Source organism: Streptomyces sp. NPDC096132 (assembly GCF_044763345.1).
GTDB lineage: Bacteria > Actinomycetota > Actinomycetes > Streptomycetales > Streptomycetaceae > Streptomyces.
This window is the reverse complement of sequence record NZ_JBIWGA010000011.1, coordinates 262418-281134: the sequence shown is the minus strand read 5'-3', so window position 1 is coordinate 281134 and position 18717 is coordinate 262418. Positions and strand designations below refer to the sequence as shown.

The 18717-nt window shown below is 73.3% G+C and carries 12 protein-coding genes and 1 pseudogene; 6 read left to right on the top strand and 7 right to left on the bottom strand.

The genetic code is table 11. The features are described 5' to 3' along the window. The first annotated feature begins 92 nt into the window (after positions 1-92). Positions 93-632 carry a DinB family protein gene (locus ACIRF9_RS26445; protein WP_403827023.1) on the top strand — a complete coding sequence of 180 codons (540 nt, stop codon included), beginning with the start codon at positions 93-95 and terminating at the stop codon, positions 630-632. Here ACIRF9_RS26445 and ACIRF9_RS26440 read toward each other — a convergent pair. Both ACIRF9_RS26440 and ACIRF9_RS26435 read right to left on the bottom strand, forming a co-directional pair. Continuing rightward, positions 592-2073: an alpha-amylase family glycosyl hydrolase gene (locus tag ACIRF9_RS26440; RefSeq protein WP_403827021.1), complete on the bottom strand. Its 1482-nt coding sequence runs from the start codon at positions 2071-2073 to the stop codon at positions 592-594. The genes ACIRF9_RS26445 and ACIRF9_RS26440 overlap by 41 nt on opposite strands. Further along, on the bottom strand, positions 2070-4784 hold the full coding sequence (locus tag ACIRF9_RS26435; protein WP_403827019.1) for an MGH1-like glycoside hydrolase domain-containing protein: 2715 nt from the start codon (positions 4782-4784) through the stop codon (positions 2070-2072). Before ACIRF9_RS26435 ends, ACIRF9_RS26440 begins: the two co-directional genes overlap by 4 nt. A 219-nt stretch (positions 4785-5003) precedes the next feature. Here ACIRF9_RS26435 and ACIRF9_RS26430 point away from each other — a divergent pair, with 219 nt between their 5' ends. The 3 genes from ACIRF9_RS26430 to ACIRF9_RS26420 all read left to right on the top strand — a co-directional run bounded on the left by ACIRF9_RS26430 (position 5004) and on the right by ACIRF9_RS26420 (position 9347). After that, positions 5004-6782: a hypothetical protein gene (locus ACIRF9_RS26430; RefSeq protein WP_403827017.1), complete on the top strand. Its 1779-nt coding sequence runs from the start codon at positions 5004-5006 to the stop codon at positions 6780-6782. Positions 6783-6852: 70 nt separating this feature from the next. After that, positions 6853-8109, top strand: coding sequence for an AAA family ATPase (locus ACIRF9_RS26425; RefSeq protein WP_403827015.1), 1257 nt, complete (start codon positions 6853-6855; stop codon positions 8107-8109). Next, positions 8106-9347, top strand: coding sequence for a VWA-like domain-containing protein (locus tag ACIRF9_RS26420; RefSeq protein WP_403827013.1), 1242 nt, complete (start codon positions 8106-8108; stop codon positions 9345-9347). The genes ACIRF9_RS26425 and ACIRF9_RS26420 overlap by 4 nt, the downstream gene beginning before the upstream one ends. 3 nt (positions 9348-9350) lie before the next feature. Here the strand turns inward: ACIRF9_RS26420 and ACIRF9_RS26415 are convergent, their stop codons facing one another. Together ACIRF9_RS26415 and ACIRF9_RS26410 are read right to left on the bottom strand one after the other, a co-directional pair. Then, entirely contained in the window at positions 9351-11021 is a 1671-nt protein-coding gene (locus ACIRF9_RS26415; RefSeq protein ID WP_403827012.1) for a thiamine pyrophosphate-binding protein, read from the bottom strand. Then, positions 11018-11803 carry a cyclase family protein gene (locus ACIRF9_RS26410; RefSeq protein WP_403827010.1) on the bottom strand — a complete coding sequence of 262 codons (786 nt, stop codon included), beginning with the start codon at positions 11801-11803 and terminating at the stop codon, positions 11018-11020. The genes ACIRF9_RS26415 and ACIRF9_RS26410 overlap by 4 nt, the downstream gene beginning before the upstream one ends. 106 nt (positions 11804-11909) lie before the next feature. On the opposite strand from ACIRF9_RS26410, the gene ACIRF9_RS26405 reads away from it, so the two are divergent. Together ACIRF9_RS26405 and ACIRF9_RS26400 are read left to right on the top strand one after the other, a co-directional pair. Further along, positions 11910-12515 carry a hypothetical protein gene (locus ACIRF9_RS26405; RefSeq protein ID WP_403827008.1) on the top strand — a complete coding sequence of 202 codons (606 nt, stop codon included), beginning with the start codon at positions 11910-11912 and terminating at the stop codon, positions 12513-12515. A 52-nt stretch (positions 12516-12567) separates the two neighbouring features. Beyond that, entirely contained in the window at positions 12568-14403 is a 1836-nt protein-coding gene (locus ACIRF9_RS26400; RefSeq protein ID WP_403827006.1) for a glycoside hydrolase family 15 protein, read from the top strand. Positions 14404-14417: 14 nt separating this feature from the next. On the opposite strand, the gene ACIRF9_RS26395 is transcribed toward ACIRF9_RS26400, so the two are convergent. The 3 genes and pseudogenes from ACIRF9_RS26395 to ACIRF9_RS26385 all read right to left on the bottom strand — a co-directional run bounded on the left by ACIRF9_RS26395 (position 14418) and on the right by ACIRF9_RS26385 (position 18683). Further along, the gene (locus tag ACIRF9_RS26395; protein WP_403827004.1) at positions 14418-15575 is read right to left on the bottom strand and encodes a substrate-binding domain-containing protein; all 1158 of its coding nucleotides are present in this window, start codon (positions 15573-15575) and stop codon (positions 14418-14420) included. Positions 15576-16062: 487 nt separating this feature from the next. Beyond that, a pseudogene (locus ACIRF9_RS26390) lies at positions 16063-17127 on the bottom strand (ABC transporter permease); the annotation flags it as partial. Then, positions 17124-18683, bottom strand: a complete 1560-nt coding sequence (locus tag ACIRF9_RS26385; RefSeq protein WP_403827002.1) for a sugar ABC transporter ATP-binding protein — start codon at positions 18681-18683, stop codon at positions 17124-17126. The gene ACIRF9_RS26385 and the pseudogene ACIRF9_RS26390, both read right to left, overlap by 4 nt. Positions 18684-18717: the final 34 nt, after the last annotated feature.

The window sequence follows — 18717 nt, the reverse complement described above, 5'->3', positions numbered from 1 at the left end:
GATCCCCTCCCGTTTAGGCCAGGATCTGACCGCGATGGCTCCTAACGTGGTTCTCGACCGCGGAACAGAACTCACGGAAGAAGAGCATCACCATGAGCGACTCCACCGCCCTCTCCCCGTCCGTCACCGGCGAGCGCGCCGACCTGCTGGCGGAGCTGGCCGGCGCCCGGTACTTCCTGCGCTTCACCACCCGGGACCTCACCGACGAGGAGGCCGGGCGGCGCACCACGGCCAGCGAGCTGTGTCTCGGCGGGCTGATCAAGCACGTGACCGCCACCGAGGCGGGCTGGGCGGCCTTCATCGTCGAGGGGCCGTCCGCGCTGGGTGACTTCGACGCCATGACCGAGGAGGACTTCGCGCGGCGGGCCGACGAGTTCCGGATGCTGCCGGGCGAGACGCTGGCGGGCGTGCTGAAGGAGTACGAGCGCGTGGCCGCCCGTACGGACGAGCTGGTCGTCGGGCTGCCCAGCCTGGACGCCGACCATCCGCTGCCGAAGGCTCCGTGGTTCGAGCCGGGTGCGCGCTGGTCGGCCCGCCGGGCGCTGATCCACATCATCGCCGAGACGACCCAGCACGCCGGTCACGCCGACATCATCCGTGAGTCCCTGGACGGGGCGAAGAGCATGGGCTGACCTCCAGGACGTGGGTCTGCCAGGGCCCCAGGTCGACGAAGAGGCCCGGGTCGGTCAGTTCGTCGCCGTCGCGGTCGTACGCCTGCGAGGTGAGGAGGTCGGTCAGGCGGTGGGCCCGCCCGCGCAGGTCGTCCCAGGCCAGGGGGATCCTCGCCTGGGACGGGCGGTCGGAGTGGTTGACGACGACCAGGTGGCGGGCCTCGGCATGGGTCCAGGTCCAGGCGAGCAGGGTGCGGTGGGTGTCGTTGTCCGGCCAGCCGGCCGGGGTCAGCGGCGCCCATTCGCCCCGGCGTACGGCCGCCGCGGCCGGCAGCAGTCGGTCGTGGAAGGCGCGCAGTGCGTCGTCGGCCGGTTCCCGTGGCCCACGGGACAGGAACACGGGCAGCCGGACCCGGCGCCCCTCGAACTGGCCCTCGTGCCAGAGCGTGGCCCCGGGCAGGGTCGCGACGGTCACGGCGGCCGCCTGCTCCCGGGGGCCGGGCAGGGTGGCGGCGGCCCGGGGCTCGTCGTGGTTCTCCAGGAAGCGGACCAGGCCCCGCTGGTAGGCGAGGTCGGCGCCCAGGTGGGCGCGGACGGAGTCGGCGTTCTCGTGGCAGAGCCTGTCGTGGAGCCGCTTGTCGTAGCAGTGGTCGAAGCCCTGCTGCTGGAGGGCCCATTCGAGGTCCCAGTACGCCTCAGCGACGAACAGGAGGTCGGGGTGTCGGGCGCGGACGCGCGGCAGGACGTACGGCCAGAAGTCCTCGGCGGGAGCCGGTCCCGCGCTCGCGCCCCAGGTCTTGGCGAACACGTCGTTCATCAGCAGCATCGCCATGTCGCAGCGCACGCCGTCGGCTTGGTCGCCGAGGGAGACGAGGGTGTCGACCGTCGCTTCGCGCAGGGAGTCGCTGAAGGCGTTCAGCTGGACGACGTCCGGCCAGGGCGGGAAGTACGGGTCGCGGCCCCGGGCGTACACCTGTCCGGCCGCTTCGAGGTAGGCGCCCGGGTCGCGGGCCAGGTCGTCGGGCGTGCCCCGGATCAGGCGGTCGGGGTGCGTGGTCAGCCAGGGGTGGTCGGGGGCCACGTGGTTGGGGACGTGGTCGAGGATCAGCCGCAGCCCCCGCTCGGCCAGCCGGACCCGGGCCGCGGCCAGGCCTTCCGGGCCGCCGAGGGACGGGTCGACGACGTAGTCGCGGACGCAGTACGGGGATCCGGCGATGTCCGCCTCGGTGAGGTCGGGCAGGGCCTCGCGGAACGACCGCAGCAGGTTCTCGTCGCGCAGCCCGATCCGCAGGCCGGCCGGGCTGCGCTCCCAGACGCCCATCAGCCAGACCGTGTCGACGCCCGGCCGGGCGACCTCGTCCCAGACCTCGCCCGGTACGTCGCCGAGGGTGACGCGGCGACCGTACCGGCGGCTCAACTCACCCAGCCAGACGAGGGTGTTGATCTCGTGGATGACGGTCATGCCAGGGGCTCCTCGACGTCGTCCGTCGGCTTCAGGGACTCCCGGCCGCCGCGCTGCCAGTCGTCGGCGCCGATGGTGTGGAACAGCGTCGCGATGGCCGCGACGAGTCCGGTCCAGCCGGTCTGGTGGGAGGCGCCGAGGCCCGCGCCGTTGTCGCCGTGGAAGTACTCGTAGAAGAGGATCAGGTCCTTCCAGTGCGGGTCCTTGGCGAACTTGGGCTGTGCGCCGTGCACCGGGCGGTGGCCGTCGGCGTCGCGCAGGAAGGCGGAGGTGAGCCGGTCGGAGATCTCGCGGGCGACCTCGTAGAGGTTGAGCCGCCGGCCTGAGCCGGTGGGGCACTCCACGGTGAAGTCGGGGCCGTGATAGCCGTGCAGGTTGAGCAGGGCGCGGATGATCAGGATGTTGATCGGGAACCACACCGGTCCGCGCCAGTTGGAGTTGCCGCCGAACATGCCGGAGTCGGACTCGGCGGGGAGATAGCCGACGCCGTACGTCCGGCCGTGCACCTCGAAGGCGTACGGGTGGTCGGCGTGATGGCGGGAGAGGGAGCGGATGCCGTGCGGGCCGAGGAACTCGTCCTCGTCGAGCATCCGGGCCAGGATGCGGCGCAGCCGGTCCTCCCCGAACAGGGCGAACAGATAGCGTCCGTCGACGTCCGTCCCCAGCTCCTGCTGCTCGACGACCGCCTCGACGGCGGGGTGCCTCCTGATGAACTCCTTCGCGCCCTCGACGAGTTCGGGGAAGCGACGGTCCGCCCGTCCGCCGATCACGCTGGTCGCCGCCAGCGGGATCAAGCCGACCAGCGAGCGCACCCTGAGCGGGGTCGCGCCGCCGTCGGGCAGTCGCAGCACGTCGTAGAAGAAGCCGTCCTCCTCGTCCCAGAGGCTGGCGTTGTCCTTGCCCATGCGGTTCATGGCGACGGCGATCCACGCGAAGTGCTCGAACAGCATCTGTGCCTGCTCGACGTAGACCGGGTTGTCGACGGCGAGTTCGATGGCGATGTCGAGGAGGTTCTGGCAGTACAGCGCCATCCAGGCGGTGCCGTCGGCCTGGTCGAGGTGGCCGCCGGTGGGGAGTGGGGCGCTGCGGTCGAAGACGCCGATGTTGTCCAGGCCGAGGAAGCCGCCCTGGAAGACGTTGTTGCCGTCGGCGTCCTTGCGGTTGAGCCACCAGGTGAAGTTCTTCACCAGTTTCTGGAAGGCGTTCTCCAGGAAGGCGCGGTCGCCGCGGCCGGTGCGGTGCTTCTCGACCTCGTAGACGAAGAGCACGGCCCAGGCGTGCACGGGCGGGTTGACGTCGCCGAAGTTCCATTCGTACGCCGGGATCTGGCCGTTGGGGTGGAGGTAGAGGCGGCGCAGCAGCAGCTCCAGCTGGCCCTTGGCGAAGGTGATGTCGACCATGGACAGGGCGAGGGTGTGGAAGGCGAGGTCCCAGGCCGCGAACCACGGGTACTCCCAGGTGTCCGGCATCGACATGATCTCGTCGTTGACCATGTGGTACCAGGCGCTGTTGCGGACGCGGGGGTCGGCGGCGAGCGGGTCGACTCCGTGTTCGGCGAGCCAGCGCTCGACGTCCAGGTAGTAGTACTGCTTGCTCCACAGCATCCCGGCGAGTGCCTGGCGGACCATGTGGCGTTCGTCGTCGCCCATGCCGTCCGGGGTGAGGGCGTCGTAGAAGGCGTCCGCCTCGGTGCGGCGCTGATGCATCACCGGCGTGAAGTCCCGCCAGGGGGCGGGGAGTTCGGTGTCGGTCAGGCGCAGGCGGACGGTGGCGCTGTCGCCGCCGGGGACGGTCAGGACGTGGTGAACGGCGGCCTTGGTGCCGGTGCGGGCCGGGTTGACGGCCGTGGTCTCGCCGTGGACGACGTAGCGGTCGATGCCGTCCTTGACGTACGGGGTGGTGTTGGGGCTGCCGAAGATGCGTTCGTCGTTGGTCTCGTTGTCGGTGAAGAGCACCTCGACGGCGCCCTGGTGGTGGAGCCAGCGCGGGCCCAGCTCCTCGTGGTCGGCGCGTACGGCCGTGTCCGTCGCGCGCAGCGTGGGGACCGCCGTGCCGCCCGCCCAGGACCAGGTGTGCCGGAACCACAGGGTCGGCAGCAGGTGCAGGACGGCCTCGTCGGGGCCGCGGTTGTGCGCGGTGATCTCGACCAGCAGGTCCTCCGGGCCCGCCTTCGCGTACTCGACGACGACGTCGAAGTAGCGGTCCTCGTCGAAGACGCCGGTGTCGAGCAGTTCGTACTCGAGGTCGCGGCGGCCGCGCGCCCGGTTGGTGTCGACGAGGTCGGCGTAGGGGAACTCGTCCTGCGGGTACTTGTAGAGGTACTTCATGTAGGAGTGGGTGGGCGTGTTGTCGAGGTGGAACCAGTACTCCTTGACGTCCTCGCCGTGGTTGCCCTCGGCGTTGGTCAGCCCGAACATCCGCTCCTTGAGGATCGGGTCGCGGCCGTTCCACAGGGCCAGGGCGAAGCAGAGCCGCTGCTTGTCGTCGCTGACGCCGGCGATGCCGTCCTCGCCCCAGCGGTAGGCGCGGGAGCGGGCCTGGTCATGGGTGAAGTACGACCACGCGTCGCCGTCGCCGCTGTAGTCCTCGCGTACGGTCCCCCACTGCCGCTCACTCAGATACGGTCCCCAGCGCCGCCAGGGCGCCACGCCCTGGTCGGCCTCCGCGAGCCGCTGCCGCTCGGCGTCCGGTGCGCCGTCGCCGTCCGTCATCGCCCGTCCTCCTCACCAACCGGCACATGCCTCCACAGTCGGGCGTATCGGACGTGACCGCAATGACATGGACCGCCCCGGAAGCGCGAGTTGGTCCGAACGGCTGACAGCGTCCGGAGAAATTGCCTGGCGCACCGGGGCGAAGATCCGTAGGGTCCTCGCGATGACTACTCACTCTGCTCGCAGATTGGGGGTCCCGTCCGCGCAAGGTGAGTGCTGATGCTCACTCAGACCGCGAACGGGGACTCCCGGCTTACCTTCTGGCGGCGCGTGCGCGAGTTCGCCGTCCCGCCCTCCATGATCGAGACTGCGACCGCCCGCCGGGAGACCGGGGACTGGGCGGGGGCGTGTGCCGCCGCGGGCATCGACGTCGACTTCACTCCGCGTGCCGTGGCGCGTGCCCACGGCCGGGAACTGGCGGCCCGGGTCCGGGCCGACCTTCGCCATCTGGCACCTGACCTGCTGCGCTGGCACATGCCGAGGATCGCTCCCGACGGGCTGCTGCGACCGGGGCTGACCCTTTCCCTGGCCCGGTACGACACCGAGGGACCCGGCGGTGAGCACCCCGTGCATCTCGTGGTGCGGACCGCGCCGGCCTGGGCGGACGCGGGACAGCGGATGAGCCTCGCGCTGTGGGACGGTTCCCGCTCGGCGGACCCCGCCTGGCACCACCCCCATCCCTGCCCCAACCGACGGTTCCGGCTCGACCTGCACCGGCATCTGTGGGACGCGCGAAGGGCGGGCGAACTGCGGGACAGGGCGGGGGTGGGGACGGGTCCCTGGGTGGGGACGGGTCCCTGGGCGGGGCCGGGTCCCTGGGCGGGCCCGGATCCCTGGGCGGGCCCGGATCCCTGGGTGGGCCCGGATCCCTGGGCGGGCCCGGATCCCTGGGCGGGCCCGGATCCCGGAGCAGGCCCGGATCCCGGAGCAGGCCCGGGCGCCGCGCCGGCCCGGGATGCGGGGGCGGGCCTGGGCTTCGGGGAGGGCTTGGGTTTCGGGACGGGCCCGGGCTTCGGGACGGGCCCGGGCTTCGGGACGGGCCCGGGCTTCGGGACGGGCCCGGATATCGGAGCGGCCCTGGATGCCGGCACGGGCTTGTATGTCGGCACGGGCCTGCATGTCGGCGCGGGCCTGCATGTCGGCACGGGCCTGGAGGTCGGGACCGGCGCGGAGCTCCGGGGCGCGCCCGGCCCGGTGACGTCCGACCGTGGCTGTGCCGTGGACCGGTGGGCGGCCGAGGCGGCGATTCTGCTAGCCGCGGAGGGCCGGCCGGACGGCACCGGCACCGTTCTCGTACGGCTCGGAGGCAGACGTCGGCTGTCACTGGAGCTCGTCGGCGGGGACGGCAGCGGGCCGCCCACGCTGCGGATCACCGGGCCGCCCACCGGCGGTGGTGTCTCCGCGCTGCCGGTCCTGCCCGACGCCGCCACCTGGGTGCTCCCCGACCTGGAACTGCTCCGCACCGGTGCGATCGACGCCGACCGGCTGCACCCCCTGGTCGCCTCCGCGCTGGTACCGGGCCGATCCCCGGCCGGTCCGCCGCGCAGCGCGGACACGGCGGGACAGCCACGGTTCGTGGAATGCCGCGGCGCCCGGCATCGGATCGGCCTCGTCGACGGTGTCCTGGGCGCGCTGGACCACGACCCGGACGAGGTCCGGCGGGAGGAACTGCTGGCCGCGCTGACCGGCACCCCCCTGCCCTGCCTGCAGGCCATCGACCAGGCACATCGTCGCCCCGACTGTCTCGACGGCGTCCGCGAACGCCTGAACCACGGTGACATCTCCGGTGCGCTGGCGGTGGTCGAGGGTCTGCTGGGCCCCGAGGCGCTGCTGCGCGACGGCGCCCTGCGGGACGCCCTGAAGGCGGCCGCGCTGCGGCGGATCACCTACGGGCTGTTCCGGGCGGGTCTCGCGGGACCCGGGCCCACCCGCGCCCGCCCCGAGGACCGCCGCCCTCGTCACCTGCGCTCGCATCCGCGCCACACCTCCCCTCGCTGACCCCGAGACCCCCTGTCCTTCCGCCGACCTTCCTCACTCGGCTCACCCCGACCAAAAGGTGATCACTCACATGCCTGCACACACCCCGTTCGCCACACCCATATCCGCCACCGACCGGGATCACGTCTCCCAACTCGACGTCGCCGGCGACCTGTTGGCCCTGTTGCGCGACGCCGGCACCGAACCGCGCCCCGACATCCAGTTGGAGGCCCTGACCCTGGCCGTGGCGGCCGATCTGCCCGTGCTGCTGTGGGGCGAGCCGGGCATCGGCAAGACCGCGGCCCTGACCCAGCTCGCCGCGGCCCTCGACCTGCCGCTGACCACGGTCATCGCGAGCGTGCACGAACCGTCCGACTTCTCGGGACTGCCCGTCGTCGGGGACGACCCCGCCGAGCAGGGCGTTCCGTTGGCCCCGCCGGACTGGGCGGTGCGCCTGGTGCGGGCCGGGCGGGGACTGCTGTTCCTGGACGAGCTGTCCACCGCGCCGCCGGCCGTGCAGGCCGCGCTGCTGCGGCTGGTGCTGGAGCGGCGGATCGGCGCCCTGCGGCTGCCGCCGGGGGTGCGGATCGTCGCCGCCGCCAACCCGCGGTCCTCCGCGGCCGACGGCTGGGAGCTGAGCCCTCCGCTGGCCAACCGGTTCGTCCACCTCCAGTGGACCCACGACCACGAGGTCGTCGTACGCGGTCTCGGCGGGACCTGGCCCCGGGCCACCCTGCCCCGGCTGGACGCGCAACGGCTGCCGCAGGCCGTGGACTTCGCCCGGCGTGCCGTGTGCGGGTTCCTCACCGCGCGCCCCGGGCTCGTGCACCGGCTGCCGAGCGGTGAGATCCGGCGGGGCGGCGCCTGGCCGTCGCCCCGCAGTTGGGAGATGACCCTGCGGCTGATCGCGTTCGCGACGGCCGCCGACTCCTCCCGGGAGGTGCTGGCGTTGCTGGTCAGGGGCACGGTGGGCGACGGTCCGGGACTGGAGCTGATGGCGAGCCTGGACCGGTTGGACCTCCCGGACCCCGAGGTGCTGCTCGCCGACCCCGCCGGCGCCGAGCTGCCCGAGCGCGGGGATCTGCGGCAGGCCGTGCTCGACGGAGTGGTGGCCGCGGTCCGGGAACGCCCGGACAAGGCCCGCTGGGACGCGGCATGGGCGCTGCTGGTGCGGGCGGTGGAGACCGGGGCGCCGGACCTGGTGGTCGTCCCCGCGACGACCCTCGCTGCGCTGCGCTGCGCGGAATGGGAGGTTCCGGCGTCGATCGAACAGCTCGCCGGAGTGGTCTCGCTGTCCCGGCGGGCGGACCGCTCCGCGGCCCGGGCGGCGGCCGCCACGACGGCATGACGGACGGAGAGCGGATGACGAAACCCCTGGACCGCGACAAGCTGTTCGCCGCCCGGCTGCGCGCCGCCCGGGCCCGGCCCTACCTGGCGACGGCGCTGTTCGCCCTGCACGTCGTCGAGTCGCGGCGGGTGCCGACGATGGCCGTCGACCGGCACTGGCGGTGCTATGTCTCGCCGCGGCTCGTGGACCGGATGCCGGTGGAGGAGCTGGCGTCGGTCTGGGTGCACGAGGTGTCGCACCTGCTGCGCGACCACCACGGGCGCAGCGACCGGATGGCCCGCGAGCAGGGCCTGCACGGCCCGGGGGAACGGCTGCGGATGAACATCGCGGCGGACTGCGAGATCAACGACGACGCGTACGGCGACGGGCTGGTCCGGCCCTCGGACGTCGTCGACCCCCGGTCCCTGGGGCTGCCGAGGGACCGGTTGATGGAGGAGTACCTGCGTGGCTTCACCCTGAAGCTGTCCGTGCAGGACCTGGCCTGGCTGGACTGCGGCAGCGGAGCCGACGGGCTGGACCGGGAGTGGGACCTGGGTCCCGACGGCGCGCACGGTCTGAGCGAGCAGGAACGGGACGCGGTCCGCTTCCGGGTGGCGCAGGGCATCAAAGGCCGTCCGGGGAACACGCCCGAGCAGTGGCGGCGGTGGGCCGAGGAGGCGTTCCATCCGCCGCAGCCCTGGCGGGAGTTGCTCGGCGCGGCCGTCCGCTCGGCGGCCTCCGGCGCGGGGGCGGGCGAGGACTACTCGTACGGCCGCCCGTCGCGGCGCTCGGCCGGCGTGCCCGGGGTCGTTCTGCCGAGCCTGCGGCGCCGGCCGCCCCGGGTGTCCGTGATCATCGACACCTCGGGGTCGGTCAGCGACACCGAACTGGGCAGCGCGCTCCTGGAGGTGGCGGCGATCTCCCGCGCCGTGGGCGGCCGGCGCGACCTCGTCACCGTACTGCCGTGCGACGCGGACGCCCGGATCGTGCACCCGCTGTGCCAGGGCGAGGGCATTCCGCTGATGGGCGGTGGGGGGACGGATCTGCGCACCGGTTTCGCCCGGGCGGTCCGGGCGCGGCCCTCTCCCGACGTCGTCGTCGTCCTGACGGACGGTCAGACTCCCTGGCCCGCCGCGCCTCCGCCGTGCCGTACGGTCGTGGGTCTGTTCCCCCGGCAGGGGGCCTCCTGGCAGAGGGACGACCCCGACTACGTACCGGACTCGCCGCCGGGCTGGGCGCGGGTGGTGGACATCGGGTGAGCCTCAGTGGCCGCGGAATGCCTCCTCGAGCCACCATGCCCCTCGGTCCTTGACCACCTTGGCGTCGACGAGCAGCGGTGCGGTCCGCGGCCCGGCGACCCACTCCTCGACGGCCCCGAGGTCCGCCGGGGTGCGTACGGTCACCGCCTCGAAGCCGTACCCCCGGGCCACGGCGGCGATGTCCGTGTCGGGGAACTCGACCGTGTCGAGCGGGTGTCCGTCGGGCCCGAAGTGGTGCACCTCGGCTCCGTAACCGTCGTCGTTGTAGACGACGACCACCATCGGCAGTCCGAGCCTGCACACCGTGTCGAGTTCGGCGGCGCCCATCAGCCCGCCGCCGTCGCCGAGCGCGGCCACGGGGAGCCGGTCCGGCCGCGCCAGCGCCGCGCCGATCGCGGTGGCCAGGCCCAGGCCGATCGACTGGAAGGCCTGGGTGAAGCACAGGCCGTGCTCGTCCGGCACCGACAGGTACGCCATCGGGTAGCCCATGAAGTTGCCGGAGTCCACGCCGATCACCCGCTCCGCCGGAAGAATGTCGTCGAGCGCGATGCTCAGCGTGCGTGGATCGATCCGCTCGGCGCTGCTCGTGTCCTCGTACGGCACGTCCCGTCGGCGCCCCCGGTCGGCGAGTGCCGCGCGGACGTCGGCGGTCCGCAGGCCCTGCCGGGTCCCGTCGCCCCTCTCCAGCACCCGTCGCGCGGTGAGCGCCACGTCGCCGGTGACCCCGAGCCGCAGCTTGCGGTGCACGCCGAGCGCCGAGGTGTCGTCGTCGACCTGCACCACGGTCGCGCCGGGGCCGATCAGGGTGCCGTGCCGCATGGTCCACATGTTCAGCGTGCAGCCCCAGCCCACGATCGTGTCGGCCGAGGCGATCAGCTCGGACGCCAGGGGTGACGAGAAGCCGCCGGACACGTCGAGCGACCACGGGTTGCCGTGAAAGAGGCCGCGTGCCACGGCTGACGTCGCCAGCAGGGCGCCGTGGCGCTCGGCGAGGGCTTCCAGGGCGTCCCTGGCGCCCACTGCGCGGGCTCCCCGGCCCGCCACGAAGACCGGCCGCCGGGCCTCGTCGAGTACCTGCGCCAGCGCCTCCACGTCCGCCGCCGTCGGCTCGACCGGCACGCGGGCGGGCGGCGGTGCGACGTGTGCGGGGACACCACCGGGCGCGTCCTGGGCCTGGACCGCGAGGGGGAGGTTGAGCAGGACGGTGCGCCGCTCGTGCACGGCGCGCCGCAGGGCGTCGAGCGCCTGCTCCACGGCCTCCTCGGCCGAGGTGATCCGCGTCGGTACGGCGCCCACCGCGCGCGCCAGCGCGTCCTGGTCGATGTGGAAGTTGGAGCGCGGCTCGGTCACCTCGGCGGCCAGCACGAGGAGCGGCGTACGGCTCTTGGCCGCCTCGGTGATCCCCGTCAGGGCGTTCGTCAGACCGGGCCCCTGATGGACGCTCAGCGCGGCCACGGTTCCGCTCACGCGCGCGTACGCGTCGGCCATCGTCGCGGCGCCGCCCTCGTGGCGGGCGGCGACGAACCGCGCCCCTGCGGCGACCATCGCGTTGGTGAGGTGGAAGTTGCCCGAGCCGACCACGCCGAACACCTGGCCGATCCCGGCCGCGACCAGCGCCCGCCCCACGGCCTCGGCGACGTTCGTCGTCCGCCCCGCCTCCTCGGCGGCGTTCATGGGCGTTCCACCAGTGCCAGCACCCGGGCCGGCGCGCCGGATCCCGCGACGATGGGCAGCGGCCCCGCGACGACGACGCTCCCGGTGGGCGGCAGGGCCGCGAGGTTCCGCAGCTGGGTCAGCCCGTACTTGTCACTGCCCATGAGGTAGGAGTGGCAGGGGAAGGCAGGGTCGAACGCGTGCCCACGGCCGGCGTCGGTGCCCACCGTCTCGACCCCGAGGCCGATCACCGGGGACTCCTCGGCCACCCAGCGGGCGCAGTCCGGCGACAGGCCCGGGGTGTGCGGGCCGCTGTCGTCCGCGTTCAGGAACGCCTCCTGGGAGTCCGCGCGGGCGTCCCAGCCGGTCCGCAGCAGCAGCCAGCCGCCCTCGGGCAGCGGCCCGTGCACGGCCTCCCACGCCTTCACGTGCTCGACCTCCACCAGGAAGTCCGGGTCCTTCGCCGCCTCGGCGGTGAAGTCCAGTACGGCGGCCGGGGCGACCAGCCGGCCCGCGGGCACGGACGCCACGTCGGCGAGGTCCTTGCCGGTCACCCAGTGGTTCGGGGCGTCGAAGTGGGTACCGGTGTGCTCGCCGCTGCGGAAGTTGTTCCAGTACCAGGCCGGTCCCCGGTCGTCGTACCTGCTGATCTCCTCCAGTTCGAACACGGCGGTCTGGCCGAACTCCGGCGGCAGCTGGATCACCGGAGTGCTCGACGACAGCGGCGACGTCAGGTCGACGACCTCGATCGATCCGGCGCGCAAGCCGGACACCAGCGCGGCGAGGACGGACGGCTCGGGCATGGGCCCTCCCTGGAGACTGCGGACACCGCCACGACTCTCGCGGCACAACTCACAGCATGGCACTCTGATGTGACGTCCATTCAGCTATCGACACGCGGGGGGCACGGTGCCGGGCAGGGCGACGGCCGCGGTGGCGGCGAAGATGTGCGCGGTGGGTGTGCTGGCCCTGGTCGGCTGCACCTTCGAGGACAGCGCGGGCGACGGGAGCACGAAGGCGCCGACGGACACGGCGGTCTCGACGGCGACCTCCCGCGTCGCCTCCTCCTCCCCTCCCGCCCCGGTAACCACGTCTCCTCCCGACTCCCCCGCCCCCTCTCCCTCCCCCTCCATATCGGCTCCGGCGTCCGCGACCCCCACGCCCGTGCCCGTCACCGGCCCGGACCAGAAGCTGGTGACGATGAACATCACCGGTGGCTTCGCCGGGGTCAACCAGGAGGTGGTCCTCCGGGGCGACGGCACCGTCCGCGTCAGCGACAAGGGAAGATCGCAGGTGCGCCGTACGACCGCGGCCCAGTTCCGGAAGCTGCGCACGCTGCTCGGGGATCCGGCACTGGACGAGGTCCCCTCGTTCACGATGAACATGGCGGCGACCGACCAGTTCCAGTACACACTGCGGTTCGGCGGCCGTACGGTCATGACGGACCGCTCCGCCGAGGAGCCCGCGCTGGACCGTCTCATCGACGCCCTGGACGACTGGCTGCCGAAGAACTGATCCCGGCCTACGCTGGAAGTCTCGCCGATCCGGTCGGGCCAGGGAGGCTGCGATGACCGATGTGTCGAGCGACCGGTACACGCACGGGCGCAGCCGCTATCTGCCGATCGCCGAGCACGGGCTCATCGGCGACCTGCGCAGCGTGGCCCTGGTCGGGACGGACGGCACGATCGACTGGTACTGCTGCCCCGCGTTCGACTCCCCGAGCGTCTTCGGCTCGATCCTGGACGCCCGGCGCGGCGGCTCCTTCGAGCTGGCGGCGGCGGTCCCCGCCCGTACCAAGCAGTTCTACTTCCCCGACACCAACGTCCTGATCACCCGCTTCTTCACCGGGGACGGGGTCGGCGAGGTGCAGGACTTCATGCCGGTGACCGGGGCGGCCGCCGAGGCCGAGCGCCATCGGCTGATCCGGCGCGTGCTGTGCGTACGCGGCTCCGTCCCGTTCCGTACCCGGGTCGCCCCCCGCTTCGACTACGGCGCCCGCCCGCACACCCTGCGCAGGGTCGACGACATGGCGGTGTTCGCCACCGACGGGCTGTCCCTCGCCCTGACCTCCACCGTGCCGCTGGAGACCGACGGCCCGGACGTGTGCGCGGACTTCAAGCTCGCCGAGGGCGAGTCGGCGGTGCTGGCCCTCGACCAGGTGGGCGGCGAGGTGGCCCCGCGCCGGTGCGCGCGTCTGGAGGCGGAGGAGCAGTTCGCGGCGACGGTGACGTACTGGCGGCGGTGGCTGTCCGCGTCCAGGTACCGGGGCCGCTGGCGGGAGATGGTGCACCGCTCCGCCCTCACCCTCAAGCTGCTCACCTACGCGCCCACCGGGGCGATCGTCGCCGCGCCGACCACCAGCCTGCCCGAGCAGCTGGGCGGCGAACGCAACTGGGACTACCGCTACGTCTGGGTGCGCGACGCCGCCTTCTGCGTGTACGCGCTGCTGCGGCTGGGCTTCAGCGGGGAGGCCGAGGCGTTCATGGAGTTCGTGACCCGGCACATCACCCCCGGCGACGGAAAGCCGTCCGGGCCGCTGCAGATCATGTACGGCATCGACGGGCGCACCGATCTGCCGGAGAGCGAACTCACCCATCTGGAGGGCCACCACGGCTCGGCACCGGTACGGATCGGCAACGGCGCCGCGGAGCAGCTCCAGCTCGACATCTACGGCGCGCTGATCGACTCGGTCTACCTCTACGACAAGTGGGCGCGGCCCGTCTCCAGCGACCAGTGGGACGATGTGTGCGGCCTCGTCGACTGGGTGTGCGACCACTGGGACCAGCCCGACGAGGGCGTCTGGGAGACCCGGGGCGGCCGTAAGAACTTCCTGTACTCGCGGCTGATGTGCTGGGTGGCGATCGAGCGGGCCATCCGGATGGCGAACCGGCGCGGGCTGCCCGCCGACCTGCCCCGCTGGCAGGGGTGCCGGGACGCGATCTACCGGCGCATCCACACCCGCGGCTGGTCGCGGACCCGGCGGGCCTTCGTGCAGCACGAGGACGGGGACGTGCTGGACGCGGCGGTGCTGATGATGCCGCTGACCAAGTTCATCGCCCCGACCGACCCCAAGTGGCTGTCCACGCTCGACGCGCTCACCCACGACCTGGTGTCCGACTCCCTCGTCTACCGCTACGACCCGCTGGCCAGCCCCGACGGACTGCGGGGCGACGAGGGCACGTTCTCCATCTGCTCGTTCTGGTACGTCGAGGCGCTGGTGCACGCCGGCCGCCTCGAGGAGGCCAGGCTGGCCTTCGAGAAGATGCTGACGTACGCCAACCATCTGGGCCTGTACGCCGAGGAGATCAGCCAGGCCGGCGAACAACAGGGCAACTTCCCCCAGGCGTTCACCCATCTGGCCCTGATCAGCGCGGCCTTCAACCTGGACCGGGCGCTGGGCTGAGGCACGCGGCGGGTTCACCTGCCCCAGATCTGCCGGTACGCCTCGCGGTATCCCGACGGGTCCCAGGTCGTGGCGCCTGCGCTGTTCTCGGCCGTGGAGATGTGTACGGGGGCCACATATCCGCTGGCGGGACGGCCGGAGAAGGCGCGGTTGAACTCGTCGACGATCTGCCAGCCCTGCAGGGACAGCGGTTCGGGCACGGTGGCCGCCTGGTACTGCCGGCTGTTGATGCGCTGGAAGGCGGAGGGGTCGCCGTCGCCGGCGCCGATGTTGAAGGGCGGCCCGGAGCCCTTCTCGCCGGCCGCGCGGAAGGCGGGGGCCGCGTCGGCGAAGTACAGGTCGTTGATGGCGACGGAGTGGGTCCACCTGTTCCCGAACCGGGCGAGGAGCGAGGAGATCTCCCGCGGGGTGCGGCTGCTCGCGTCCGGGATCGGGATGTTCTCGTACGCGAGCACCTTGACGCCCGCGCAGGTGGCGAGCTCCTTCCTGATCAGCTCGGACTTGTTCCTGGCGAACGGGATCGAGGCGTCCGTGATCAGGACGACCCCGGCGTGGCCCTGGGAGTGGGCGATGATCCACTGCGCGCTGATCGCGGCCACGTCCTCGACCCGGGTGGTGACGTTGGTGAAGAGCTCGGGCCTGCGGCTGGGGCCGGGAGCGGCGAGCGCGTGCCAGCCGACGAGCGGGATGTTCGCCTGGTTGGCCCGCGCCACCTGACGCGAGGTCGAGTTGGGGTCGAACCCTCCGATGACGATGCCCGAGGGTCTGAGGGCCACGGCCTCGCTCATCGCCGCCTGGATGCCGGCGGGGGTGCCTCCGCCGTCGACGACGCGGACGTTCCAGCCGATGACGCGTGCGGCGTCCCGTACCCCCTTCGCGGCGCCCGCGACGCCGGGATTGGTCATGGTCTGGGCGACGTAGACGATCGTCCGGCCGGAGACCGCGGTGGGTCCGGTGGTCGGCCCGCCCCAGGGGACGTCGGTCTGCTCCGCGCGGACGACGGCGGCCTGGGCCGTGGCGTGGACGGCGGGGCAGCCGTCCGCCCCGGTGGGCGCCTCCTCCGGGGCCTCCGAGGAACCGCGCTCACAGCCGACGAGGGCCGTCACCGCCGCCAGCAGGGCAGAAGAAACCAGCCGCGCCGCGCCGGGGGTGGCTCTGCGGTTGCCGTGCACGAGAACTCCTCACGGGGGACGAGCGGAGGATGCGGCGGGGGGACGGGGGTGGCGACCGTGCCGTGAATCAGCGACCGGCACCCTCCGGACCACCGTCCGGTCCGGGGCCGGGGCCGGGGCCGGGGCCGGGGCCGGGGCCGGGGCCGGGGCCGGGGCCGGGGCTAGGGCCAGAGCCGGGACCAGAGCCGGGACCAGAGCCGGGACCGGGGCCAGAGCCGGGACCGAGGCCGGGGCCGGGACCGAGGCCTGGGCCGGGACCGGGACCGAGGCCAGGGCCGGGACCGGGACCGAGGCCAGGGCCAGAGCCGGGACCAGAGCCGGGACCGAGGCCAGGGCCGGGACCGGGACCGAGGCCAGGGCCAGAGCCGGGACCAGAGCCGGGACCGGGGCCAGAGCCGGGACCAGAGCCGGGACCGGGGCCAGAGCCGGGACCGGGGCCAGGTCCGGGGCCGGGGCCGGGGCCAGGGCCAGGGCCCAGTCCCGGGTTCGGGGAGGTTGGGGGGGCGGGCGGTTCGGCGGGTGGGGTGTCGCGGGCTGCGAAGGCGCCGTCGCGGAGCCTGCGGCGGGAGGCGTAGCCGGCCAGGCCGACGGCGATGAGGAGGGTGCCGCCGTAGAACAGCGGGACCGTCCAGAAGTCGGCGCCCAGCTGTCCGATGCCGGTGAGGCCCACGGCGAGGACGGCGACGGCGACCAGGGTGCCGAGGGCGTTGGGCCGGCCGGGTCTGATCGCCGTGGCGCCGAGGAGCGCGCCCGCGAAGGCGGGGAGCAGGTAGTCGAGGCCGACGCTGGGATTGCCGATCTGCTGCTGGGCCGCGAGCAGCACCCCGGCGAAGCCGGTGATCAGGCCCGACGCGGCGAAGGCGTACACGGTGTACCGGCGGGTCGGGATGCCGAGGAGGTCGGCCGCGCGCGGGTTCGAGCCGACGACGTACAGGTACCGGCCGAGCGGCAAGCGTTCCAGCACCAGCCAGAGGACGGCCGCGAGGACGAGGACGTAGAAGGCGGGGACCGGAAGGCCGAGGAACGTGGAGTCGTAGAGGTCGGTGAAGGCGGGCGGGAGGCCCTGTGGGCCGGGCACGATCCGGCCGCCGTCGGTGACCCAGCCGGTCACGGCGTACAGCATGCTGCCGGTGCCGAGAGTGGCGATGAAGGAGTCGATCCGGCCGAACTCGACGATGACCCCGTTCAGGACGCCCACGACCGCTCCGCCGGCGATCACCGTGAGACAGGCGAGCGGCCAGGGCCAGCCGTCGGTGACGACGAGCTGCAGCACCATGACGTGGGCCAGGCCGAGGGCGTAGCCGATGGACAGGTCGAACGCGCCGGTCACGATGGGGACCATGGCGGCGAGCGCGAGGATCGCCGGGATCGACTGGGTGGACAGGATCGAGTCGACGGTGTCCAGCGTGGGGAAGGTGCGGGGCAGGGCGAGGGAGAAGACCAGGACGAGCAGGACGGTGAGGGCGAGCAGGCCGTAGGCGCCGATCAGGTGCCCGCCGGGTCGGTGCGGCCGGGCCCGGGGCGCGGAGGGGGAGGACGGCGGGGCGGTCACGGGGACGTCCCGGTCGCGGAAGGCGGCATGGCCGAGGCCGCGCGGGTCAGCTCGGCGACCGTGAGGGCCGCACCGCTCAGTTCGGCCGTCACGGTCCCGCGGACGAAGACCAGGGCACGCCGGCACACGCCCGCGATCTCCTCGAAGTCGGTGGAGATCAGCAGGATCGCGAGGCCGGCGGCCAGCGCCTCGTCGAGCAGGCGGTGGATCGCGGCCTTGGCTCCGATGTCCACGCTCGCGGTGGGCTCCTCGAGGATCAGCAGCCGCAGGTCCGCCCGGAGCCACCGGCCGATCATGACCTTCTGCTGGTTTCCGCCGGACAGGACCGCGAGCGGGGCCTCGCTGTCGCGGGGGCGCACCGAGAAGCGTTCGATCAGGGTGCCCGCCTCGGCACGTTCGCGGCGGGGGCCGATCCAGCGCGGCGCCGGCCGGCCGCCCGCGCCGGGGTGGGCGAGGAGGTTCTCCCGTACGGTCAGCCCGGCGAGGCAGCCCTCAAGCAGCCGGTCGCCGGGCACGAGGCCGACGCCGAGACCCACGGCGTCGGCGACCGTGCCGGGGCGGTACGGCCGTCCGCCCAGCCGGGCCTGTCCGGCGAGCAACGGCCGGGCGCCGGCGAGGGCCCGGCCCAGCTCCAGGTGTCCGGCGCCCGAGAGCCCGACCAGTCCGAGCGCTTCCCCGACCCGCAGTTCCAGACTGACGGGTCCCGCGGCGGCGGTGCGTACACGGTCGAGGGTGAGCAGGGCCGGTCCGGCAGCCGGGGCAGGTCCGGCAGCCGGGGCCGGAGGGTGGCCGGCCGGTTCCGGGCCCACGATGTCGTGGACCAGGCGTGCGGGGCTGTGGCCCGCCAGTGGTCCGTGGCTGACGAGGCGGCCGTCGCGCAGGACGGCGAAGGTGTCGGCGACCTCGTACACCTCGTCCAGGCGGTGGCTGACGTAGAGGATGGCGTGTCCCCGGTCGCGCAGGTCGTGCAGGACGTGGAACAGCCGGGCACAGTCGGGGGCCGGGAGGCGGGCGGTCGGCTCGTCGAGGACGATGAGCTTCGCGCGGGCGGCCAGGGCCCGGGCGATGGCGACCAGCGATCGCTCGGCGGGCGCGAGCCGGGCGATCGGCGCGTCGGGGTCGAGATGCGCGGCCACGGTCCGCAGGGCGTCGGCGCAGCGCTCACGGGTGCGCCGCCAGGAGATCAGTCCGGCGCGGCGCGGATACCCGGTGCTCAGGGCGATGTTCTCGGCGACCGTCATCCACTCCACGAGACCGAGGTCCTGGTGGATGAAGGACATGCCGCGGGAGGCGCCGTGGCTGCCGAGCGGGTGCCCGTCCACCGTGATCCGGCCCGTGTCGGCGTGGTGGACGCCGGCGAGCACCTTGATGAGGGTGGACTTTCCGGCGCCGTTGGGGCCGAGGAGGGCGAGGACGCTGCCCGCGTGGACGTCGAGGTCGACGCCGGCCAGCGCGAGGGTCCCGCCGAACCGCTTGCCGAGCCCGCGGATGCGGACCAGGGGCTCCGACGCGAAGGGCGCGGCCGCCTTCGCAGACCTGTCGGGAGCGTCACGCATGAGGTGATCCTATCCGGATCTTTCATGCCATTTC